21 protein-coding genes are annotated in these 21,762 nt (G+C 70.9%); 10 read left to right on the top strand and 11 right to left on the bottom strand.

Features of this window, described 5'->3' with window-relative positions:
* Nucleotides 1-69: 69 nt before the first annotated feature.
* Together ID574_RS48195 and ID574_RS48190 are read left to right on the top strand one after the other, a co-directional pair.
* The gene (locus tag ID574_RS48195; RefSeq protein ID WP_188195798.1) at nucleotides 70-1,365 is read left to right on the top strand and encodes an MFS transporter; all 1,296 of its coding nucleotides are present in this window, start codon (nucleotides 70-72) and stop codon (nucleotides 1,363-1,365) included.
* A gap of 59 nt (nucleotides 1,366-1,424) precedes the next feature.
* Nucleotides 1,425-2,078: an aminoacyl-tRNA hydrolase gene (locus ID574_RS48190; protein WP_223167835.1), complete on the top strand. Its 654-nt coding sequence runs from the start codon at nucleotides 1,425-1,427 to the stop codon at nucleotides 2,076-2,078.
* Between the two features lie 18 nt (nucleotides 2,079-2,096).
* On the opposite strand, the gene ID574_RS48185 is transcribed toward ID574_RS48190, so the two are convergent.
* Nucleotides 2,097-3,068, bottom strand: coding sequence for a DUF3616 domain-containing protein (locus ID574_RS48185; protein ID WP_223167834.1), 972 nt, complete (start codon nucleotides 3,066-3,068; stop codon nucleotides 2,097-2,099).
* Nucleotides 3,069-3,235: 167 nt separating this feature from the next.
* On the opposite strand from ID574_RS48185, the gene ID574_RS48180 reads away from it, so the two are divergent.
* The 4 genes from ID574_RS48180 (at nucleotide 3,236) to ID574_RS48165 (ending at nucleotide 7,412) form a co-directional block, all read left to right on the top strand.
* Nucleotides 3,236-3,985, top strand: coding sequence for a hypothetical protein (locus tag ID574_RS48180; RefSeq protein ID WP_188195797.1), 750 nt, complete (start codon nucleotides 3,236-3,238; stop codon nucleotides 3,983-3,985).
* 37 nt (nucleotides 3,986-4,022) lie between these two features.
* On the top strand, nucleotides 4,023-6,128 hold the full coding sequence (gene ftsH / locus ID574_RS48175) for an ATP-dependent zinc metalloprotease FtsH (RefSeq protein WP_270094322.1): 2,106 nt from the start codon (nucleotides 4,023-4,025) through the stop codon (nucleotides 6,126-6,128).
* 83 nt (nucleotides 6,129-6,211) lie between these two features.
* Nucleotides 6,212-6,811 (top strand): DUF937 domain-containing protein, encoded by a 600-nt coding sequence (locus ID574_RS48170; protein WP_188195796.1) that lies wholly within the window; start codon nucleotides 6,212-6,214, stop codon nucleotides 6,809-6,811.
* A gap of 19 nt (nucleotides 6,812-6,830) precedes the next feature.
* Nucleotides 6,831-7,412: a Maf family protein gene (locus tag ID574_RS48165; RefSeq protein ID WP_188195795.1), complete on the top strand. Its 582-nt coding sequence runs from the start codon at nucleotides 6,831-6,833 to the stop codon at nucleotides 7,410-7,412.
* A gap of 274 nt (nucleotides 7,413-7,686) precedes the next feature.
* Here ID574_RS48165 and ID574_RS48160 read toward each other — a convergent pair whose 3' ends face one another.
* Complete coding sequence (locus ID574_RS48160; RefSeq protein WP_223167833.1) at nucleotides 7,687-8,283, bottom strand: DUF1707 and DUF4870 domain-containing protein; 597 nt, start codon at nucleotides 8,281-8,283, stop codon at nucleotides 7,687-7,689.
* Nucleotides 8,284-8,417: 134 nt separating this feature from the next.
* On the opposite strand from ID574_RS48160, the gene ID574_RS48155 reads away from it, so the two are divergent.
* The gene (locus ID574_RS48155; RefSeq protein ID WP_188195794.1) at nucleotides 8,418-8,762 is read left to right on the top strand and encodes a hypothetical protein; all 345 of its coding nucleotides are present in this window, start codon (nucleotides 8,418-8,420) and stop codon (nucleotides 8,760-8,762) included.
* 339 nt (nucleotides 8,763-9,101) lie between these two features.
* Here ID574_RS48155 and ID574_RS48150 read toward each other — a convergent pair whose 3' ends face one another.
* From ID574_RS48150 to ID574_RS48130, 5 genes are all read right to left on the bottom strand, one after another.
* The gene (locus ID574_RS48150; protein ID WP_188195793.1) at nucleotides 9,102-10,226 is read right to left on the bottom strand and encodes a DUF4192 domain-containing protein; all 1,125 of its coding nucleotides are present in this window, start codon (nucleotides 10,224-10,226) and stop codon (nucleotides 9,102-9,104) included.
* A gap of 407 nt (nucleotides 10,227-10,633) precedes the next feature.
* Nucleotides 10,634-11,401, bottom strand: coding sequence for an EI24 domain-containing protein (locus ID574_RS48145; RefSeq protein WP_188195792.1), 768 nt, complete (start codon nucleotides 11,399-11,401; stop codon nucleotides 10,634-10,636).
* 72 nt (nucleotides 11,402-11,473) lie between these two features.
* Complete coding sequence (locus ID574_RS48140; protein WP_188195791.1) at nucleotides 11,474-12,121, bottom strand: septal ring lytic transglycosylase RlpA family protein; 648 nt, start codon at nucleotides 12,119-12,121, stop codon at nucleotides 11,474-11,476.
* A 311-nt stretch (nucleotides 12,122-12,432) separates the two neighbouring features.
* Nucleotides 12,433-13,956, bottom strand: coding sequence for an ATP-dependent DNA ligase (locus ID574_RS48135; RefSeq protein WP_188195790.1), 1,524 nt, complete (start codon nucleotides 13,954-13,956; stop codon nucleotides 12,433-12,435).
* 430 nt (nucleotides 13,957-14,386) lie between these two features.
* Nucleotides 14,387-14,761 (bottom strand): FKBP-type peptidyl-prolyl cis-trans isomerase, encoded by a 375-nt coding sequence (locus ID574_RS48130; RefSeq protein ID WP_188195789.1) that lies wholly within the window; start codon nucleotides 14,759-14,761, stop codon nucleotides 14,387-14,389.
* Between the two features lie 78 nt (nucleotides 14,762-14,839).
* On the opposite strand from ID574_RS48130, the gene ID574_RS48125 reads away from it, so the two are divergent.
* Nucleotides 14,840-15,595, top strand: a complete 756-nt coding sequence (locus tag ID574_RS48125) for an SDR family NAD(P)-dependent oxidoreductase (protein ID WP_188195788.1) — start codon at nucleotides 14,840-14,842, stop codon at nucleotides 15,593-15,595.
* Between the two features lie 6 nt (nucleotides 15,596-15,601).
* On the opposite strand, the gene ID574_RS48120 is transcribed toward ID574_RS48125, so the two are convergent.
* On the bottom strand, nucleotides 15,602-17,041 hold the full coding sequence (locus ID574_RS48120; protein WP_188195787.1) for a GuaB1 family IMP dehydrogenase-related protein: 1,440 nt from the start codon (nucleotides 17,039-17,041) through the stop codon (nucleotides 15,602-15,604).
* Between the two features lie 97 nt (nucleotides 17,042-17,138).
* Here ID574_RS48120 and ID574_RS48115 point away from each other — a divergent pair, with 97 nt between their 5' ends.
* A complete protein-coding gene (locus tag ID574_RS48115; RefSeq protein ID WP_188195786.1) occupies nucleotides 17,139-17,591 on the top strand; it encodes a GyrI-like domain-containing protein in 453 nt (150 codons plus the stop codon).
* On the opposite strand, the gene ID574_RS48110 is transcribed toward ID574_RS48115, so the two are convergent.
* Nucleotides 17,576-18,109, bottom strand: coding sequence for a TetR/AcrR family transcriptional regulator (locus ID574_RS48110; protein WP_188195785.1), 534 nt, complete (start codon nucleotides 18,107-18,109; stop codon nucleotides 17,576-17,578). The two genes, ID574_RS48115 and ID574_RS48110, sit on opposite strands and share 16 nt — an antisense overlap.
* An 82-nt stretch (nucleotides 18,110-18,191) precedes the next feature.
* Here ID574_RS48110 and ID574_RS48105 point away from each other — a divergent pair, with 82 nt between their 5' ends.
* Complete coding sequence (locus tag ID574_RS48105) at nucleotides 18,192-19,433, top strand: FAD-dependent monooxygenase (RefSeq protein WP_188195784.1); 1,242 nt, start codon at nucleotides 18,192-18,194, stop codon at nucleotides 19,431-19,433.
* On the opposite strand, the gene ID574_RS48100 is transcribed toward ID574_RS48105, so the two are convergent.
* Both ID574_RS48100 and ID574_RS48095 read right to left on the bottom strand, forming a co-directional pair.
* On the bottom strand, nucleotides 19,390-20,541 hold the full coding sequence (locus ID574_RS48100) for a cytochrome P450 (protein ID WP_188195783.1): 1,152 nt from the start codon (nucleotides 20,539-20,541) through the stop codon (nucleotides 19,390-19,392). The two genes, ID574_RS48105 and ID574_RS48100, sit on opposite strands and share 44 nt — an antisense overlap.
* On the bottom strand, nucleotides 20,538-21,659 hold the full coding sequence (locus ID574_RS48095; RefSeq protein ID WP_188195782.1) for a CaiB/BaiF CoA transferase family protein: 1,122 nt from the start codon (nucleotides 21,657-21,659) through the stop codon (nucleotides 20,538-20,540). Before ID574_RS48095 ends, ID574_RS48100 begins: the two co-directional genes overlap by 4 nt.
* Between the last annotated feature and the right edge of the window lie 103 nt (nucleotides 21,660-21,762).

Genomic DNA, 21,762 nt, shown 5'->3' with positions numbered 1-21,762 from the left:
CCGGATTTTTTCACATATTGGCTTCCTGGCCACTCGTGGGCGTGTAAGGAGATAACCCAGGATTGACGCATGTCGTTGAGCACCACCGCAAGCACCACCCGCCGCAGGCTGCACAGGGCCTGGTTCGTGGCGGCCGTCGCCTTCGTGGCGATCCTCGGCGCCGCCGGGTTCCGCGCCACCCCCGGCGTGCTGATCACCCCGCTCCAGGAGGAGTTCGGCTGGTCCACCGGAACGATCTCGCTGGCCGTGTCGATCAACCTGGTGCTCTACGGCCTGACCGCGCCGTTCGCCGCCGCGTTGATGGACCGCTTCGGCATGCGCCGCGTGGTCGCGCTCGCCCTGCTGCTGATCGCCGCGGGCAGCGGGCTCACCGTGATGATGACCGCGAGCTGGCAGCTGCTCCTGCTCTGGGGCGTCTTCGTGGGGCTGGGGACCGGATCGATGGCGCTGGTGTTCGCCGCGACCGTGGTCGACCGGTGGTTCGTCCGGCACCGCGGCCTGGTCACCGGCGTCCTCACCGCGGCCGGCGCCACCGGGCAGCTGATCTTCCTGCCCGTGCTCGCCCATCTCGCCGAGGGGCCGGGGTGGCGCTTCGCCTCGCTGGCCGTGGCGGGGTCGGCGCTGGCCGTGGTGCCGTTCGTGTGGTGGCTGCTGCGCGACCATCCGGAGGATGTCGGCACGACCGCCCTGGGGGCGGAACCCGGCGCGGTCCGTACCGAGCCGGCCAAGGGCAACGCGGCCGTCAGGGCCGTCACCGTGCTGGGCCGGGCGGCCAGGACGCGGCCGTTCTGGCTGCTCGCGGGCGGCTTCGCGATCTGCGGGATGAGTACGAACGGGCTGGTCGGCACCCACTTCATCCCCGCCGCGCACGACCACGGCATGGCCGAGCCCGTCGCCGCTTCGCTGCTGGCGGTCATCGGGATCTTCGACATCGTGGGCACGGTCGCCTCCGGCTGGCTCAGCGACCGGATCGACCCCAAGGTGCTGCTCGGTGTCTACTACGGGCTGCGCGGGCTCTCGCTGATGGTGCTGCCCGGGCTGTTCGCGGCCACGACCGAGCCCAGCATGCTGATCTTCATCGTCTTCTACGGGCTGGACTGGGTGGCGACCGTGCCGCCGACGGTGGCGCTGTGCCGGCGCATCTACGGTGCCGACGGGGCCGTGGTGTTCGGGTGGGTGTTCGGCTCGCACCAGGTGGGGGCCGCAATCGCCGCCGTCGGCGCCGGTCTCACCCGCGACCACCTGGGCGCCTACGACCTCGCCTGGTACGGCGCAGGCGCCCTCTGCCTCCTCGCCGCCGGGATGTCCTTGGCCATCGGGCATCCGAATAAGAAATCTGCCAAGCAGACTGCCGCTATGGTCTGAACCAGGACAGAGAGTAGGGCGGCAGGCTGATTGTGCAGATTTCTTATTCGGAAGAGTCAGTGAATGAGCTCTATGTGCTGCCGCTCGTGGTCAGGATCGAGCGGGCCACGCCCCCCGAACGCACCGATGCCCTGGAGGCCGCCGCCATGGCCGTGCTGACCCTGCTGGACGACCCGGGGGAGTGGACGGCCGAGGTGCACGCCTGGCAGGCCACCGGCAAGATCCGCAAGGTCGTGCGCCGGGCCAGGGGCGCCGAGTGGCGGCGGGCGATCGCGCTGCCCGGACGCACGGTCGAGCACCGCACGGCCGAGGTGCGCGTGTACCCGCCCGTGCCGCTCGACGACTGGCCCAGGGATCTCGCGCGGCTTCAGGTGGGAGGCACTGAGCTGGCCGACACCGGTGAGCTCCCGCCCGCCGAGCCGCCGATCCTGTGGGCCAACCCCGCGCTGGCCATGTCGGCGGGCAAGGCGATGGCGCAGGCCGGGCATGCCGCCCAGCTCGCCTGGTGGGCCAGCGACCCCGCCGAGCGGGCGGTCTGGCGCGCGAACGGCCTGGCCGTCTCGGTGCGTACGGCCTCCGCCGAGGACTTCGACGCGAAGGTGGCCGCGGGGCTGCCCGTGGTGCGCGACGCCGGGTTCACCGAGATCGAGCCGGGTTCGTGCACCTTCGTCGCGGAGGCGCCCTGGCTCCATGGGCGGGTCGCCAGGTCGTGACCTGCCGCGGGCGGGTCGCTAGATCGTGAACACGTCGGCCAGCACGCCGCCCGCCGGGGTGATCCGCGCGGGCGACGGGCTGTCGTACACGACCATGAGCCTGCCGTCCTCCAGCCGCGCCAGCCCCTCGGGGTGGTCGCAGCCCACGCCGTACGGCAGGTCCAGCACGGTCTCCAGCTCGTCGGCGGGCACCACGCCCTGCCGCTCGGCCGGCCGCCAGCGCATCACCCGCACCGGGCCGTCGAGGTCCATGGTGGGCCCGGTGAGCAGCAGCAGCGAGTCGCCGTCCGGGCACAGGTCCCGCACGCCCAGCCCGCCCAGGTCCAGGAAGTGCTTGCGGTACGGCTCGCGGATCCGCAGCCGCCGCCGGCCGGCGTCGTCGAGCCGCCGGAGCTCGAGTTCCAGCACCACCGCCCAGCCCCGCAGCACGGGGCCGCGCAGCCCGATGTAGACCCGCTCCGCCACGACGGCGATGCCCTCGACGTCGAAGCCGTTGTCCTTGCCCGGCAGCGCCAGGAACGGCCCGAGGTGCCGGTCGTCGCGCAGGTAGGAGGTGAGGTCGTGCCCGCCGGCAAGGATCGCCCCCGGCCCGGGGGCCTCGTCGCTCAGCGGCAGCCGGGCCAGGATGAAGCGGTTGTCCTCCTTGACCACCGTGGCCAGGCGGTCGGCGGCCTTGTCCGGGTCCTTCGACTTGACGCGCTTGCGTTTGAGGCTGTGCGAGCCGACCAGCCACAGATAGCCGTTCGCCCGGGCCATGCCCTCGATGTCGGCCTCGTCCTCCGGGCCCGCGGGGAGATCGACGTAGTCGGCCAGCAGGAACGTGCGCTGCTCGCCGAAGTGGTCGCCCGTCCACGTCAGATGTTCGAAGGAGGCGGTCTCGTCGCCGGCGACCCAGAGGCCGGTCGCGCTCTGCCGGATCGCCGAGAGATTCGTATGTGTTTGCGACGCTTGAGACGCGTGGTCGAATCGCAGCTCCACCTGTTCCACCACGCCATGATTGCACTTCGGTTGCTTCCTGGGCGGAATGGCGCCATATGTCGTACGCTCCCGTCGTGCTCGATGGGGAAGATGTGATCAAGGGTTCCCAAGTGAGAACCGCGCCCAGGCCTGGAGCCCTTACTTCTCCGCCCAAACGCTCCCGCATCGGGGATCTCCGGATGCGGGTGGTGTACCGGGGCCTCGCCGCGGTGTCGGCCGTCGTGGTCGCCGCCGTGACGCTGGCCGTGGTGCTCTCGTCGGAGCCGGACGAGGTCGTCGCGCGGCCGGTAACCGCGCCGCCGGCCGCGCCGCCCTCGTCCGGCCCCGCGCCCACGCCCTCGGAAACCCCGACGGGGCGAGCCGAGCCGAACCCCGGCGCGTCGCTCGCGCCCGGCTACACGGCGATGGAGGCCCTGTACGCCGACCCGCGCGTCCCCCGGCTGACCGGCGGGGTCAAGCGTATGAGCCTGAGCTCCCCGTCCCGGCGGATCGTCAAGGACAAGCGCACCGGCCTGGCCGTCCCCAAGCTCCCCAAGCCGTGGAAGGCGTACGGGGCGGCGCCGTTCACCACCAAACAGGTGCTGCCGAAGCAGCGCGGCACCAGCCTGCGCGGCTTGTTCGTCACCTGCCCGCTCCCGACCATGGAGCAGGACTCCCCTCGCGACACCGCGCTGCTGGCCGCCCGCTGGACGCTCAACCACCACCCCAAGGGCGCCAAGATCCGCTGGCTCGCCTCGCAGCCGGTCAAGAGGGGCTGGATGCTCGTCTACCGCGTCTCCTACGGCAAGCGCACCTCCCGCGCGGCCGTCGTCGTCATGGACGGGGGAATGAGCAAGCCCGGCCTGGCGTTCGTCACAGTGCCTGACTCGCAGCGAAAGCAGTGGCGTGACATCAGCCGCGTGGTCTCAGGGGTGCGTGTTCTAGGCTAGAAAGATCATGATTTGCGGCGATGTGGGGAGTGACGCCGTGGAACGCTCGGGAGCGCCGCAGGCACCGAACAAAGGCAAGACGAAGCCGCCATGGCGATCGGAAGGCCTGCCCGGCACGCCCGGAGGCAGGCCCAAGATCAACTGGTGGCGGTTCGTCGTCACCCTGCTCGTGGTGTACGCCGCCTTCTTCGTCGTGTCCTCGTTCGTGGACAGCGGCTCCGTCGAGACGATCTCTTATACCGAGTTCACCAAGCAGGTGAGCGCCAAGAACGTCAAGGACATCTACGCCCAGGGCCTGTCGGTCGAGGGCGATCTGCGGTCGGCGGCGAAGAACCCCGAGAGCGGTGAGACGTACACCAAGTTCGCCACCGAGATCCCGGCCTTCGCCAACACCGACCAGCTCGACCAGCAGCTCGCCACCGGCCAGGTCGAGATCACCTCTCAGCCGATCACCCGCGGCTTCTTCTCCAACCTGCTGTTGTCGCTGCTGCCCGTGCTGCTGCTGGCCGGTCTGTGGATCTGGATCATGCGGCGCGGCGCCAGCATGATGGGCGGCGGCCTGGGCGGGCTCGGCAAGTCCAAGGCGGCCAAGCCGGTCGAGGCCGGTAAGGTGCGGGTCACGTTCGAGGACGTCGCGGGCATCGACGAGGTCGAGAACGAGCTCGTCGAGATCGTCGACTACCTCAAGGACCCCGACAAATACCGTCGGCTGGGCGCCAAGCTGCCCAAGGGCGTGCTGCTCGCGGGGCCGCCCGGCACCGGTAAGACGCTGCTGGCCAGGGCGGTCGCGGGCGAGGCCAAGGTGCCGTACTTCTCCGCCTCCGCCTCCGAGTTCATCGAGATGATCGTCGGTGTGGGCGCCTCGCGCGTACGCGACCTGTTCGAGGAGGCGCGGAAGGTCGCGCCGTCGATCGTGTTCATCGACGAGATCGACGCCATCGGGCGGGCCCGCGGCGGCGCGGGCGGCATCGGCGGGCACGACGAGCGCGAGCAGACGCTCAACCAGATCCTCACCGAGATGGACGGCTTCTCCGGCGCCGAAGGCGTGATCGTCATCGGGGCCACGAACCGTCCCGAGGTTCTCGACCCGGCGCTGCTGCGTCCCGGGCGCTTCGACCGCACGGTGCAGGTGGGCCTGCCCGACGCGGCCGGACGTACCGCGATCCTCGGCGTGCACACGCGCGGCGTGCCGATGGACGGCGAGGTCAGCCTCGACCAGCTCGCCAAGACCACGCCCGGCATGACCGGCGCCGACCTGGCCAACCTGGTCAACGAGGCCGCCCTGCTCGCCGCCAAGCGCGGCAAGGAGAAGGTCACGATGTCCGACTTCGCCGACGCTCTGGAGAAGCTCCAGCTCGGCGCGGCCCGCAGCATCGTGATGCCGGAGGAGGAGCGCGTCAGGACCGCCTACCACGAGGCCGGCCACGCGCTGCTCGGCATGCTCCAGCCGGGCGCCGACCCGGTCAGGAAGATCTCGATCATCCCGCGCGGCCGGGCGCTCGGCGTCACGCTCTCCACCCCCGACACCGACCGATACGCCTACGACGAGCAGTACCTGCGCGGCCGCATCACCGGCGCGCTCGGCGGCATGGCGGCCGAGCAGGTCATCTTCGGCGTCATCACCACCGGCGCCGAGAACGACCTCGAACAGGTCACCATGATCGCCCGTGGCATGGTCGGCCGCTGGGGCATGTCGGAGAAGGTCGGCCCGCTGACCATCCTCCCCAGCGACGGCCAGCAGCCGCAGGCCTCGGGCGCCACGCTCGCCACCGTGGACGAGGAGGCGCGGCGGATCGTCGAGGAGTGCTATGAGCGAGCGATCCAGATCCTCACCGACAACCGGGACAAACTCGACGGCATCGTGGCGGCCCTGCTGGAGCATGAAACGCTCGACGAGGCCAGCGCATACGCCGCCGCCGGCCTGACCAGCCAGTCCGCGACCCCGGCCAAGCGGTCCGGCGAATCCGGCACCACCGCCGAGTTGTCCGGCCGCCCCGCGACCGCGGGCGAGCTCCCCGGCCGCCCCGCCGAGCCCACCGGCGAGCCGTCCGGTCGTCCTGCCGAGGTCATCGGTGAGCCGACCGCGGCCTCGGGGGAGCGGTCCGGCCAGTCCGCCGAAGCCACCGCCGGTGCCGAGAAGTAGTTTTTCCGAGAATTAGTACAACCCGGGCATTGGTTCGATGCAGTATCGGGAAGCTCTCCCCCGACGAGGATCGGGGGAGAGCCGTGACGCTGCAGGACGAGCTTCTCGACCGGCTCGGAGAGCCGGGAGTGGAGCAGGTCGCCGGAATGCTCGGCGCCGATCCTGCCCGGGCCCGCGACGTCGTCCGGTCCATGACCGGCGTGATCGTCGGCGGCCTCGCCCGTAACACCCAGCACCCGGACGGTGCGGAAGCGCTGCGCTCTGCGCTGGAGGACCACGTGGACGCCGACCCGTTCAACGGCGATGTGGCCTCGCTCACCCGGGACGGGCACAGCATCCTCGGGCACGTGCTCGGCGGCCAGGGAACCGAGCAGGCCGCCGCCTGGCTGGCCCGGCACGCCGGCGTCGACACCGGCGCCGTCATGAAGCTGCTGCCGCTCATCGCCCCCATGGTCATGTCGCTGCTGGCGGACCGGGCCGCCGCCCTGGACATGGACGCCCGCGACGTGGCCGACGACCTCGTCCGGGAGGGGGCTGCGGTGCCGGACGAGCTGTCGGAGCCGCTGGACAGACTGCTGACGAGCATCTTCGGCGGCGCCGTGCCGCCGCTGGGCGGGCTCTGGCCGGGCGGGGGCCGCGGCGCTCTGGAGCGGGGCCGGGGGAGGTCGAACTCCGACCTGTGACGACCGGTAGGCTGGTCCGGTGATCGTTCTGGCCTCTGCTTCACCCGCCCGCCTGGCGCTGCTGCGCAGCGCCGGTCTCGACCCCAAGGTGATCGTCAGCGGCGTCGATGAGGACGCCTACTCCGCCCACAGTCCTGCCGCGCTCAGTCTGGCGCTGGCCAAGGCGAAGGCGGAGAAGGTCGCGAGCGGGCTCGACGAAGGGCTGGTCATCGGCTGCGACTCGATCCTGGAGCTCGACGGCCGCCCGTACGGCAAGCCGGCCTCGGAGGAGGAGGTCCTGGAGCGGTGGCGGCTCATGCGGGGCCGCACGGGGCGCCTGGTCACCGGCCACTGCGTGATCGACGTGCCGACCGGACGCCAGGCGGCGGAGGTGGCCAGGACCGTGGTGCGGTTCGGTCAGCCGTCCGAGGAGGAGATCGCCGCCTACGCCGCCACCGGGGAGCCTCTCGGCCTGGCCGGGGCGTTCAGCATCGAGGGGCGCGGCGGATGGTTCGTGGAAGGCATCGAGGGCGACCACGGCAACGTGCTGGGCCTGTCGCTGCCGCTGCTCCGTGACCTGTTCGCGGAGTTGGGCTATGCGGTCACGTCCTTCTGGCGCTGAGAACCTCGAAAGCTACGATCAACGCCGTAAGCAACGGAGAACGGGAGGTCGGTGGGGGCGGGAGCCGCCGCGGGCCGGTCGGAAGCAGACCGCTTCTGCGTTGTGAGGGCGATCGGAAGCGAACCGCTCGCTTCGTGCCGCTTGGCCTCCGGCTTCGTCCTGCTTGGGTCGGCCGCCCCGCTTCGGGGATGCTGCCGGAAGCGAGCCGCCCCGCAGAGACCTTGATGGATCTCGGCAGGGCGGAGACAGCCGGCAGAGGCGTTCTGCCTAGGTGTCACTTCACCAGGCGAAGAGTCATGGGGTAGCGGAAGTCACTCTCCGACAGGGCGGAGACGCCGCCGATGATGGCCAGGACGACGGACGCGACCCAGATGAAGGGCAGAAGCACGACGCCGATGATGGTGAACGGCAGCAACACCGTCGCGCCGACCACCGTGATCTGGAAGTTGAGCGACTCGAGCGCGTGCCTGCGGATGTAGGGAGAGGTCTTGCCGCCGGTGAGCAGCAGGATCAAGGGCCCGGCGATCGGGATCCCCAGCAGCACCAACAGGTGGGCTGCGGCGGCCCCGAGGCGTTCGTTGCTCTCCGGCGCACGCTCCGGGCGGCGCACCGGGGCGGGCCGAGGGACGAGCTGGGGCGCGGCCTGGGAACCGTACAGCTCGGTCATGATGGGCATGAGGTCGCCGTGGGTGCGCGCCGTCATGGCGCGCTCCAGGCGGTCGTCGAACTCGAGCTTGTCGAAGCGGCCCTCGGCGTACGCCGCCTTGACGTGCTCGACCACGTGCTCGCGGTCCTGGTTGGTGACGCGCAGGTGAGCTGGCGGCACCTGTCCCGGCCCAGGGGTTCTCGGTACCCCAGCCATAGTCGTCATGCCTCTCCTCAGGTAATCGGGCGGACACTTACATACTGCGTCGCCGATATCGCGGGTGCCATCGGGAAAAACCCGGATGCATCCCCGAGATCATCCCCGACGCACTTGGCCTCCAGACGGTATAAAAAGGATTCATGAGATGGCGAGACCGCTACGGCCTTCGTCGGCGGCGCGGCCCTAAGGTCGCGAAGTTCGACCGAGAGGCGACAGACGCCGACATCGAAGCGCTTATCGCCTTTGCCCGTTCGCGGCGTGGCGTCGAGTTCTACGTCGAGCCGGAGACCTTTGCCACCGACACGACCGCCGTGGCGGTGGCCGATGACGGTGAATGGACCAGGCGCAGGGTCGGCTCCCCTGCGGTGATCCACAAGGTCGCTCGCGATCTTGCATTACCGGTGTACGACGTTCAGCTCACCGGGTATCCGCCCCGCATGCGGGCCTACAACGAGCGCCGTCGCCGGGAAGAAGGCAGCCTCTAACCCAACTCTTACGTCTTTCCCCCTCAGTCCTCCGTTGTTTCGCTTCCATCCGCTTCGCCCGAAATGGCGCGTTGCGTTCCTCGAGCGCGCCCTGGCTCTTTGGGTACGCGGCCGGTTCGCTGCGTACGCGTTGGGTTGCGTCGCGCCGCGAGAGCAGAGTTGCCGGTCGGCATTGACGGCGCCCGCCTCATCCCCGCCCCGCCGGGGTGGTGTGGCGGTGGGCCCGTTTGCTCGTTTTCCGTTGGCTCCTTCCCCTCTCGTTCTTTGCGTCTCGCGGGCGCGCCGGGTCCGATGAGTGCCCGTTCACGTGGTCGGTCCGTGCGACGCTTTCGCGCGGAATCACGGCTCAACCGGGTAGGCAGGTGAGTCTGCCTCGTCCAGGAGGTTGACCAGGGGGAGGAGCCAGCCCGCGTGGGCAGGGCCCATGGCGGCGTCCAGTTCGGCGGGGGTGGGCAGGCGGCCCCGCATGATGGCGGGGGACAGGAGGTTCTGCACGGCGTGCATCAGGAGATTCGCCATCGAGTAGCCCGGATCGAGAGCCAGGGCGCGTTCGAGGGCGATCGTGGCCTGCACGCTGTTGCCCCCACGCCAGGCGGCCATGGCCAGCAAGGTCGCGGCGGGCGGGGCGAAGCGGGGCTCCAGCCTCCGGGTCAGGTCTCTCCAGAGCGGGGCGTGGGATTCCCGCATCAGGGTCCACGCCTCGTCGCGGACCCTGATGATCGTGAGGTCCAGGCCGAGTCTCGCGGCGTCGGCGTCGTCGAGGCGGCCGCCCTGGGCGTGGGCGGTCAGTGCTGAGCGGACTCGCGCCAAGCCCTCGGCGACGTAGCGCTGGGCGAAGGCGTCCAGGTCCGCGGTGGCCGTGAGGCCTGCCCTGAGCTCGGCGATCGCTTCGGCCGTGGCGCGGCGCATCGCCATCCGGACGGGACCGGTGACCGGGGCCACCGTGCGCTCCAGCGCCTCGCGGTCAGGGAGGGCGACCAGGCCGCGCACCGTCGCCTCTGCTGCGATCTGGCTGGTGGAGGGGTCGTACGGGGTGCCCTCCGCCGGACAGCACATCGGGGCGTCGCAGACGTAGGACCAGTAGCGGCCCTCATGGGCACGCAGTGCCTCCCCTACGCGGACCCCTGCCTTGTCCGCCAGAAGCCTCGCCTCGTCGACCGCCGGTGTGACCACCTCTCCCGCGCCGTAGCCGATGATGACGACCTGTGTGACGCCTTCCCGGTCGAACAGGGGCGCCAGCGGGGCGAGGCTCCCCGGCGGGAGCGGCAGGCCCCATCTGACGACCAGCTTGGCCTGACCGGCGTCGAGACCGATCACGACGAGGCTGCTGCTCGGGTGGAACCCGACGAGGTAGGGGATGGCGGCCAGGATGTCGGCGGGGCTCGTCAGGGTGAGGAAGCCCGGGGTGGACGAGGAGGAGGAGGGGAAGGGCGCGGCGGCGGCGGAGGAGGCGTTGGTCGTCATGGGCCGCAAGGGTGCCGGACGTGGGGGTGGCAGCGCGGGGCCGAAAGCGGTTCTGGGGATAAGGGCGCGTCTTTGGGCCGAGCTTGTGGACGACGACGACGACGACGACGGCGACGGCGGCGGCGGCCAGGGCCTGGGTGCGGCCTGCGGCACCCGACGACCTTTCCACTCCCCGCCTCAGGGGCGCAGTGCGTTCTGGGGCGGGATTGCGGAGGCGGTCGTGGGCGGGTTCATCGCGGTCACGAGGCGGGGCCAGGAGCTCCATGCGGTCCCGGGTGGGTTCCTGCAGTCCGGGGGAGTGCATGTGGACCTGGGTGGGTTCGTGGAGTCTGGGGCGAGTGCATGCGGTCCCGGGTGGGTTCCTGCAGTCCGGGGGGAGTGCATGCGGTCCCGGGAGGGGCACATGGTCACGGGGTGGGGTGGGGCGGGTTGGGTGGGCCGGGGTGAGTGGGGGACAGGCGGTTGCGTACGAGGAGGGCGGCGCCCGCGACGGCGGCCGGCATCGCGATCACCGCCGCCAGTGGCACCAGGAAGAGCAGGAACACCGCCACCCCGAACCCCAGCGCGCTGGCCTTGTTGGCGCGCAGCAGCGCGAACCGCTGCTTGCGGGCCATCCCGCGCCGCTCCAGGGCCAGCGTCGTGAGCTCCACGGTGAGGAAGAACCCGGACACCGCCGCCCCCAGCACCGGCACCACGGTCTGCCCCACGACGGGCACGAAGCCCAGGACGAACAGCGGAATCGTGAACATCAGCACATAGCACAGCGTCACCAGGCTGTCCCTGATCGAGCGCGGCAGCGTACGCCACCACGGCTGCTCGACCTCGTGCTCAAGCACGTCCACCGCCGCCGACAACCGCTCGTAGAACGGCTCCCCGATGACCAGCGTGACGGCCGCGAACGTGATCACCGCCAGCGTCAGCCCTCCGAGGAAAAGGGCGATCCCCACGAGCGTGCGGAACAGCTCCCGCCAGCCCCACGAATCCGCGAACGGCGTGAGGAACGTGGCCAGCTCGGCGGCGTTGGTGCCCAGGAAGATCAACGCCGCCACGTAAACGGCGAACGCGATCAGCGCCGGGATGAGCCCGAACGCCCACCACCGCCCGTTCCTGGCCACCCAGCCGAACCCCTGGGCGAAGAAGCCGACCCCAGAGGTGAAATCACGCAGTGATCGCATGCCCGGCAGGCTAGCGCAAACAGTCGTTCCATACGCCTGCCGGTGAGCCAGGGCGGGCCCACGCTCGGCGCTCTACCGGGCGAGAACCTCGTACCTGACCCTCATGACGCCCGCGCCTTTGTTGCCGATGGCGGCGAAGGCGGCCGCGGAGAGGTCGAGGCAGCGGCCGCCGATGTACGGGCCGCGGTCGTTGATGCGGACCGTGACCGATTCGCCGGTGTTCGGGTTGGTCACGCGGACCTTGCTGCCCAGGGGGAGGGTCTTGTGGGCGGCCGTCATGGCGGAGGGGTTGAAACGCTCGCCGCTGGCCGTCATCTGGGGTTCGTCGTAGAAGGACGCGCCGCACGAGCCGGACGCGAGCACGCGGGCCCTGGGCTTCGCGGCCTTGGTCTCGGCCTTGACCGGCCGGCGGGACGTGGCCGGCTCCGCCGCGGGCTTGGTGGGGTTCGGGCGGGAGGCCGACAACGGCGTGGGGGCGGGGGAGGGAGTCTTCGGGGCGGGCTGGCGGGCGGCTTCGTTCGGCGTCGCCGGCTCGCGGGCCGGGTCGGTGGGCTTGCCGGTCGGACCGGTCGGGCCCTGGGCCGTGGAGGGCGTGGGGGAGTCGTCGGCGAAGGCCGCCCAAGCGGCGGACGAGGCGGTGGCGATGACGGCGACGCCCGCTGCGATGGCGGTCCAGCGCCGCGTGCCGGAGGGGGACGGCTTCTGGGAGTGCTGGCCCAACGGAGACCACGTTCCTAGGTAGGGGACAGGGGCAGGGAAAGGCCAGGCCGACGGGGGATGGAGGCGTACGGTGGCCGATCCGCCGACGCGGTGGGGGTCCGCGCGATGAGGTAGAACATATGGGGTAAATAGGGCACAAAGGGACATTAAACCGACATAAAGTGATATATCTCACTTAGTGCGCAAGATTGCCCATAGTGCCAAACCGACGCCATGGATCTTCCACGTTCCGGGAAAACGCGGGCATGCCGCTTGATCGCGAGACCGGTGCCGGGCCCCGCGACAGCCGGCGGCGTCGAACCCTGAGAGCCTCAGAACATGAGGGAGCGGACCGTGTCGACCGTGTCGGCCTCCTCGACGCGCTTGTCCAGGCGGTAGCGCAGCACCCGGGCGAACCGGAGCGCCATGCCGCCGGGATAGCGGGGCGAGCGCTGGACCCCGTCGAAGGCGATCTCCACGACCAGCTCGGGCCGGAGATTGACGGTCCACGTGTCCGTCGGCCCCTCGGCCAGCTCCAGGAAGCGCTCGGTCTGCCAGGCCAGCAGCTCGTCCGTCAGGCCCTTGAAGGTCTTGCCGAGCATCACGAAGCCGCCCTCCGGGTCGCGGGCGCCCAGGTGGAGGTTGGACAGCTTGCCCTCGCGACGGCCGTGGCCCCACTCGGCGGCCAGGACCACCAGGTCGAGGGTGTGACGGGGCTTGACCTTGATCCAGCCGGCGCCCCGGCGACCGGCCGCGTACGGGGACGACAGGGCCTTCACCACCAGGCCCTCGTGCCCGGCCTTCACCACGTCGGCGAAGAACCTCTCCGCCTCCGCCACGTCGTCGGTGACCAGCCGCGGCGTCAGCAACGTCTGCGGGACCGTGCGGGCCAGCGCCTTCTGGCGCTCCGAATAGGGCAGGTCGAGCAGGTCGGCGCCGTCGACCCGCAGCGCGTCGAAGAAGAACACGCTCAGCGGCGTCTGCTCACGCAACTGGGCGACGTTGGTCTTGCTGGTGGCGCGGCTCGCCGTGACCTGGAACGGGTGCGGGCGTCCGTCGGGACGCAGCGCGATCACCTCGCCGTCCAGCACGAGGTCTTCGGACGGCATCTCCAGCACGGCCTCGACCAGTTCGGGGACCTGCGGCGTGATGTCGTCGAGCGTACGGGTGAAGACCTTCACCTCCGAGCCGGAGCGGTGGGCCTGCACGCGTACGCCGTCGAGCTTCCACTCCAGCGCCGCCGGCGTGCCGGCCTTCTCCAGCGCGGCGGCGACGTTGGGCGCGCTGCCGGCCAGCATGGGCGAGACCGCCCGGCCCACCTCCAGCTTGAACTCCCGCAACGCCGCCACACCGCCGCGCAGCGCGGCCGCGCCGACGGCGGGCAGCCAGCCCCGCAGCGTCAGGGCACGCCGCACGTCCGCCGACGGCGCGCCGGACGCCTTGGCCACCGCCTCGATCATGACGCCGTCGAGTGCGCCCTGCCGCAGCTCGCCGAAGAGCAGCCGCCGCATGAACTGCTGCTCCTGGCTCGTCAGGCCGGCGAACAGCTCGGCCACCAGGGCCTTGCGCGCCGCCTGCGAGCCCGGCCCCGACACGGACTTGATCCTGGTCAGCAGCGCGTCGACCGCAGTCAGCGTGGCGGTGGCGGCCAGCTTGGGCTGCGGGAGATCCTCCAGCGTGCGCCAGCCCACGCCCACCTGACGCTGGGGCAGCTCGCCCGACAGGTAGGAGATCGCGATCTCCGCTTCGTCGGGGCCGACCCGGCCCAGCAGCTCTGCCAAGTGGGCGATCTTGCCTAGCCTGGCGGACGTGCGCGTCACCGCCTCGGAAACTCGGACCACGTCGATCAGAAGCACACGCCTATCGTGCCTCACGCGGCCGACATTCCCTACCCATATCAGCGGTGTCCGACGAGCCTGACCGGCCCCGGATCCCACCCACTCGGCCACACGGTCCCGCCCGCCCCGTCGCCGGGCGGCGTCCGCGTTCGAGGCGCTCGACTGACGCCGCCCTCAGATCCCCGGCCCTCTCGGTGCCCCACAGCTCGTGCGGAGAGGGGGCGCGGTGCCGGGATGCGCCGCGTCGTGCCGAAGGGCGGCTGCGGGGGCGCGACGGCGAGACCCGCATGCCCTCATGCCGGATGCGGGACGCCGAGCGGGCGGCTCGGACCGAGACGGGCCGCGATGGCGGAGACAGGGGTGGGGAGTCGGGCAGGGAGACGGGCAGGGTGGAGTCCGCCAGCCGGCGAAAGAGCGATGATCGTCAGCTGACGGACGCGGATGTTCGTCAGCTCACGGCGAGCAGGTCGACGACGAAGATGAGCGTCTCGTTCGGCTTGATCGCACGGCCCGCGCCACGGCTGCCGTAACCGAGGTGCGGCGGGATGACGAGCTTGCGCCGGCCGCCGACCTTCATGCCGGCGACGCCCTGGTCCCAGCCTGCGATGACGCGTCCGCCGCCGAGCGGGAACTCGAAGGGCTGGCCGCGGTTCCACGACGCGTCGAACTCCTCCCCGGTCGAGAAGGACACGCCCACGTAGTGGACGCGGACGTTGTGGCCGGGCTTGGCCTCGGGGCCGTCGCCCTCGACCAGGTCGACGATCTCCAGGTCGGCGGGCGGGTTGCCCTCGGGGAAGTCGATCTCGGGCTTTTCGAGTGCCACGAAAGTGCTCCAATTGCGATTGTCGGCGTAGAGATACGGACCCGACGACTCTATGCGGTCGGGATATCGTCATCGTTCATGGCCGCCCTGTCTCCCGACGCGATCCTGCTCACCGGCCGCGTGGCCGTCGTCACCGGGGCGGCCCGCGGCATCGGGCTGGCGATCGCCGAGACGTTCGCCGCGTTCGGCGCCCACGTCGCCGTCTGCGACCGCGACAAGCCGGACGCGGAGCTCGCGATGACGCTCGACGTGCGCGACCCGGTGGCGGTGGAGGTGTTCGCCGAGGCCGTACGCGAGCGCTGGGGCCGCGTCGACGTGCTCGTCAACAACGCGGGCGGCACCTTCCACGCCGCGTTCGCCGACACCTCGCCGCGCGGCGAGCAGACCCTTGTCGCGGAGAACTTCACGCAGGTCACCGGCATGATCCGGCGGGTGCTGCCGATGATGCCGCCCGGGTCCTCGATCATCAACGTCACCTCGAGCGAGGCGCACCAGGCGGCGCCGGGGTTCGCGGTGTACGCGGCGATGAAGGCCGCGCTGGAGAGCCTGACGAAGTCGCTGGCCCTGGAGCTGGCGCCGATGGGCATCAGGGTGAACGCGATCGCCCCCGACGCGATCCCGACCGAGGGCGAGGCGGGCGTGCGCGAGCGCATGCTGGCCCGCCCGCTGCCCTACGAGCCGGTACGCGTCCCGCCGCTCGGCCACCTCGGAGCCCCCGAGGACGCCGCGGCCGCGGCCGTGTTCCTGGCCAGCGACCTGGCCGCGTTCGTCACGGGCACGACGGTGCACGTGGACGGCGGGATCAACGCGGCCGGCGGCTGGCGGCGCACCTGACCCGGATCACCAGCTCTGGTGCAGCGGCATGCCTTCGGCGTACCCCGACGAGCCCTGGACGCCCACGACGGCCTGCGCGTGGAACTCCTCCAGATTCGACGCCCCCGCGTACGTGCACGCCGACCGCAGCCCGGCCACGATCGCGTCGATCTGGTCCTCCACACTGGGCCGCTTCGGATCCAGGTACATCCTGGACGTCGAGATGCCCTCCTCGAACAGCGCCTTCCTGGCCCGTTCGAACGCCGAGTCCTCGGCCGTCCTGAGCCGCACGGCGCGTGCGGAGGCCATGCCGTAGTTCTCTTTGTACTTGCGCCCGTCCGCGTCGGTGTGGGTGTCGCCGGGCGACTCGTACGTGCCCGCGAACCAGGACCCGATCATGACATTGGAGGCCCCGGCGGCCAGCGCCAGCGCCACGTCGCGCGGATGGCGCACGCCGCCGTCCGCCCACACGTGCCGCCCGAGCCTGCGGGCCTCGGCGGAGCACTCCAGCACGGCCGAGAACTGCGGCCGCCCCACACCGGTCATCATCCGCGTGGTGCACATCGCGCCCGGCCCCACCCCGACCTTGAGGATGTCGGCCCCGGCGTCGACCAGGTCGCGCACACCGGCGGCCGTGACCACGTTGCCCGCCGCGACGGGCACGCCGGGATCGAGGGCCTTGACGGCCTGCAGGGCCGAGAGCATCTTGTCCTGGTGGCCGTGCGCGGTGTCGACGACCAGGCAGTCGATCCCGGCCTCCAGCAGCTCCTTGGCCTTGGCGGCCACGTCGCCGTTGACGCCGACGGCCGCCGCGACGCGCAGCCGGCCCTGGGCGTCGACCGCGGGCTGGTAGAGGGTGGCGCGCAGCGCGCCCGTGCGGGTGAGGATGCCGACCAGGCGGCCGCTCCCGTCCACGATGGGCGCCAGCCGGTGACGGCCCTCGTGCAGCCGGTCGAACGCGCTCCGCGGGTCGAGCCCGGTGGGCAGCGTCAGCAGCTCGCTCGACATGACCTGGGAGAGCTGCGTGAACATGTCCACGCCCTGGCAGTCGGCCTCGGTGACGACGCCGACGGGACGGTTTTCCCAGTCGACCACGATGATCGCGCCGTGCGCCCGCTTGGGCAGCAGGTGCATGGCCTCGCCGACGGTGTCGTGGGGGGTCAGCGTCAGCGGCGTGTCGTGGACGAGGTCGCGTTTCTTGACCCAGTCGACGACGTCGGCCACGACGTCCAGCGGTATGTCCTGGGGGATCACGGCGATGCCGCCCCGCCGGGCCACGGTCTCGGCCATGCGCCGGCCGGCGACCGCGGTCATGTTGGCCACGACGATGGGGATGGTGGTGCCGGTGCCGTCGTTGGTCGACAGGTCGACTGCGAGCCGGGACCCGACGGAGGAACGCGACGGGACCATGAAGACGTCGCTGTAGGTCAGGTCGTGGTGCGGCTCGAGGTCATTAAGAAACTTCACGTTCATCCATCTTATGTGGTGACAACGTCAACAAGGGGTTTCCCCCTTTCCCGGGGCCTTATGATCGGCCGGGACACTTTTGGGGGAGGGAGGGCCTGTGGACGTCACCGAGCGACCCGAGCTGACCGTGGTCGGCTTCGTCGTACGCACCACCAACGCCGACGAGATGGATCCGGAACGCGCCAAGTTGCCCGCGTTGTGGCAGCGGGCGGGGGCGCCGGGGGCCTTCGCGCACGTGCCCGGCCGCGTCGACGAGAACCTCTACGCCGTGCTGACCGACTACGAGAGCGACCACAACGGGGCCTACACGCAGATCGTCGGCATCGGCGTGCGCACGGTGCCGCGGTTGCCCGAGGGCATGGTGGCCGTGCGCGTGCCGGCCGGGCAGACGCTGAAGCTGGAGGTCCGCGGCCCGATGCCGCAGGCGCTGATCGAGGCGTGGCAGCAGGTGTGGAAGCACACCGAGGCGGGCGGCACTCCGTCCCGCGTGTTCACGACGGATCTCGAGGTGCACCACCCGGGGGGCGTGGACCTCTATCTCGCCGTCTGAGACGGTCCTAGCGCGGCGGCCGCCGCCTCGACGGCCGTCGCCTTGACCTCCTGCATCGGCAGGTGGGCGTATTCCACCGTGCAGTCGGACATCCCGCCCAGCGCCACCGTCGCCCTGATTCGCTGGGCGTGCGTGAGTTCGGCGCCGAACAGCAGGGCGATCAGCCGGCGCCGCCAGTCGAACATGCGCTCGCCCAGGTCCGTGTAGCCCAGCACGGACATCTCGCGCACGAGCATGACGAGCACCTCGCGGTGCCGCCAGATCAGCTCGAAGTAGTCCTCCAGCAGCTCGCGGGCATCGCCGGGCTCTCGCGTGGACAGGAACCGCTCGACGTCCTCGACCATCGGCTGGACGATGCTGCGCACCAGGTCCTCGCGCGAGGCGAAGTGGTAGTACAGCGCCGGTTTGGTGATGCCCAGCCGTTCGGAGATCTGGCGCAGGCTCGTGTTCTGCACGCCCTGCTGGACGAACAGCTCGCGGGCCACGGCCTGGATGCGCGCTTTGGTGTCACTGGGCATATGCGAAGAATACCCCTTACCTATCGTTAAGTAAGAACGTATGCTGGTATCGACTTACCTTCCGTTAAGTAAGGGGATCGGCATGAGAATCCTCATCTCAGGCGCGAGCGTCGCGGGACCGGCTCTCGCGTACTGGCTCAACCGGTACGGCTTCGACGTCACCGTCGTGGAGCGGGCCCCGGCGCTCCGCAAGACGGGCGGCCACGCGATCGACCTGTTCAGGCCGGCGATGGACATCGTCGAGCAGATGGGCGTCCTTGAGCGGGTGCTGGCCAGGAAGACCGGTACCGAACGCCTGACGATGTACCGCGAGGGCCACGACAAGCCCGTCGAGCTGGAGATCCGCCGCGTCATCGCGGCCGTCTCCGACCGGCACGTCGAGATCATGCGCGACGACCTGAGCGAGATCTTCTACGACGCCACCCGCGACGACGTCGAGTACGTCTTCGGCGACTCGATCGCGTCGATCTCCGGCACAGGCGAGGTGACGTTCGACAGCGGCAGGGAGGAGCGCTACGACCTGGTGATCGGCGCCGACGGCCTGCACTCCAACGTGCGCCGCCTCGTCTTCGGCCCCGAGTCGCAGTTCGCCACCTGGATCGGCGCCTACCTGGCCGTCGCCTCGGTGCCCAACTACCTGGGCTTCGACGGCCGCATGGAGGGCATCACGGGCGTCGGCAGGATGGCCGGCCTGTACGGCGCCGCCCGCCTCGACGACGCGCGCGCGTTGTTCCTGTTCCGGACGCCGGAGCCGCTCGACTACCACTACCGGGACGTCGCCCGCCAGAAGGAGCTGCTCCGCGAGCACTTCGCGGGAGTCGGCTGGGAGGTGCCGAGGCTGCTGGCGGAGCTGGACCGCGCGCCCGCGTTCTACTTCGACTCGATCACCCAGCTGCGCCTGGACACCTGGTCACGGGGCCGGGTGACGCTGGTCGGCGACGCGGGCTACTGCCCGGGGCCCGCCGTCGGCGGCAGCACGAGCCTGGCGGTCGTGGGGGCGTACATCCTGGCGGGGGAGCTGGCCTCGTACGGAGGCGACCACACGCGCGCCTTCCCGGCCTACGAGGCGGAGATCGGCGACTACGTGCGCCGCAGCCGCACGTTCGCGATCAACGCCGCCCGGCGCATCGTCCCGGGCAACGCCTTCGACCTGTGGGCGCTGGCCCGGATGGCCTGGCTGATCGGCCACCTGCCCGCCGGCCTCACCAGGGCCGCCAGCAAGATCGGCAGCAAGGGCGTGCGCCTGCACGACTCGATCGCCCTGAAGGACTATTCGGCCTTCACCGCGGCCGCAGCTCGACAGGGAACGACGTCACGCCCCTGACGAAGGCGTTGGGCTGGATCCGCGGCCCGGCGTCGTCGGCCCAGGCCGCCTCGCCCACCCGCGCGACCCACTCCTCGAAGAAGATCCGCAACTCCAGCCGGGCCAGCGCGGCGCCCAGGCAGAAGTGGGTGCCGAGGCCGAAGGCGATGTGGCCACCCGGCTTCCGCCGCACGTCGAACACGTCGGGGTCGGCGAACACGGCGGGATCCCTGTTCGCCGACCCGTACATCAGCAGGACCTGCTGCCCCTCAGAGATCAGCCGCCCGTGCAGCCACGTGTCGCGGGTGGCCGCCCGGCACATGTTGAGTATCGGCGTCGTCCACCTGATGAACTCCTCGACCGCGCCCTCCATCAGCGCCGGGTCCTCGCGCAGCAGCCGCCACTGCGCGGGGTGGCGGATCAGCGCGTCGATCGCCGTGGCGATGACCGTCCTGGTGGTCTCGGCGCCGCCGTCGAGCAGCAGCAGCGCCTCGCTCGCCAGGTGCTCGTCGTCGTAGACGGGGCTGGCGCACCACAGCGACAGCAGGTCGTCGCGCGGGCGCTCGCGGCGCTCGGCGACCAGCTCGAGCACGGCCTGCGCGTACTCGCCGGCCGCGGCCGCCGCCTCATGCGTCACGTAACGCAGCCCGCCCCCGGCCACGATGGTGGTCTCCGACCAGTGCTTGAGCCGCGGCCAGTCCTCGTCGGGGAACCCCAGCAGCCAGCCGATCATGCGGGCGGGCAGCGGCGCGGCCAGCTCCGCCACCGCGTCGACCGTGCTGCGCTCCAGCGCGCGGTCGAGCAGCTCCACGACGACCTCGCGGGCCCGATCGGCGTAGCGTTCGTGCACGTGGCGCGGGGTGAAGCGGCGGTAGACCAGGCGGCGGCGCTCGGCGTGCTCGGGGTCGTCCATGCCGATCATCGACGGGTCGGACGGCAGCTGCGGCCGGTAGCCGACGGTGCTGGTCCACAGCTTGGGGTCGCGCTCGATGGCCGAGATGTCGGCGTGGCGGGAGACGCCCCACAGCCCGTTGGCCTCGTCCCAGTAGGCGGGGGCGTGCTCGCGCAGCCAGGCGTAGACGGGAGTGGGGTCACCGGCGTATAAGTCACCGTCGAGTAAGTCGATCATGCGAGCACTCCTTGGCCGCGCAGCTTGTCCGCCTGCTCCTGCGACAGACCCCATCCGGACAGGTCGGTCAGTCGGGTGGCGGGGGAGAGGTCCTGGGCGGGCACGCCCAGGAGGCGGGGCGCCGGCATCGGCTGGGTGACGCCGCCGACCTCGGTGAAGCTGCCCCGGGCGACGTTGTGCGGGTGGGCGGCGGCCTCGGACATCGACAGGACGGGCGAGACGCACGCGTCCGAGCCCTCGAAGAGAGCCTCCCACTCGGCCCGTGTCCTGGTCTTGAACTCCTCGGACAGGCGGGCCTTCAACGCGGGCCACTGGGACCGGTCGTTCCTGTCCGGCAGGTCCGTGAGCCCCATCAGGGTCACCATCGCCTCCCAGAACTGCGGCTCCAGCGATCCCACCGCCACGTATCCGCCGTCGGCGGTCTCGTACGTGTCGTACTGCGGGGCGCCCGTGTCCAGCAGGTTCGTGCCGCGTGGCCCCCAGAAGCCGCTCTGCACGCCGTGGTAGAACATCGCGAACAGGATCGCCGCCCCGTCCACCATGGCCGCGTCGATCACCCGGCCCTTCCCGGTGCGCTCGCGCTCGAACAGGGCCAGCAGCACGCCGTAGGCGAGCATGAGCCCGCCGCCGGCGAAGTCGCCGAGGATGTTGATCGGCGGCGTCGGCTTGTCGCCCTCGCGGCCCAGCAGCGACAGGATCCCGGAGATCGCGATGTAGTCGATGTCGTGCCCGGCAGTGGGCGCCAGCGGCCCGTCCTGCCCCCAGCCGGTCATCCGGCCGTAGATCAGCCGCTCGTTCACCGCGTGCAGGTCGGCGGGGCCTATGCCGAGCCGCTCGGCCACGCCCGGCCGGAACACCTCGATCACCACGTCGGCGTGCCGGGCCAGCTCCTTGAACGCCGCCACGCCCTCGGGCGCCTTCAGGTCGAGCCCGATCGTGTGCTTGCCCCGGTCCATGACGTCCGCCCGCGGCCGGTCGGAGACCGCCTTGACGCGGTCGACGCGCAGCACTTCGGCCCCGTGGTCGGCCAGCATCATCCCCGCGAACGGACCGGGTGCCAGCCCGGCGAGCTCCAGCACGCGTACCCCGGCCAGTGGACCCCGGCGAACTTCACTCATACGCACAGTAGAACAACATTCGGTGATCTCTGGCAAGCAGCCTTCGCGAGCTTCCCCTCGCACGCCCTATCGGGTGTGGGAAACTTGCCCACTGTTCGTGGTG

Origin of the sequence: Nonomuraea sp. SYSU D8015 (assembly GCF_008065375.1) — a bacterium.
Classification (GTDB): Bacteria; Actinomycetota; Actinomycetes; order Streptosporangiales; family Streptosporangiaceae; genus Nonomuraea.
Note: the sequence above shows the minus strand (reverse complement) of the source record. Positions and strands in the feature narration are given on the sequence as shown.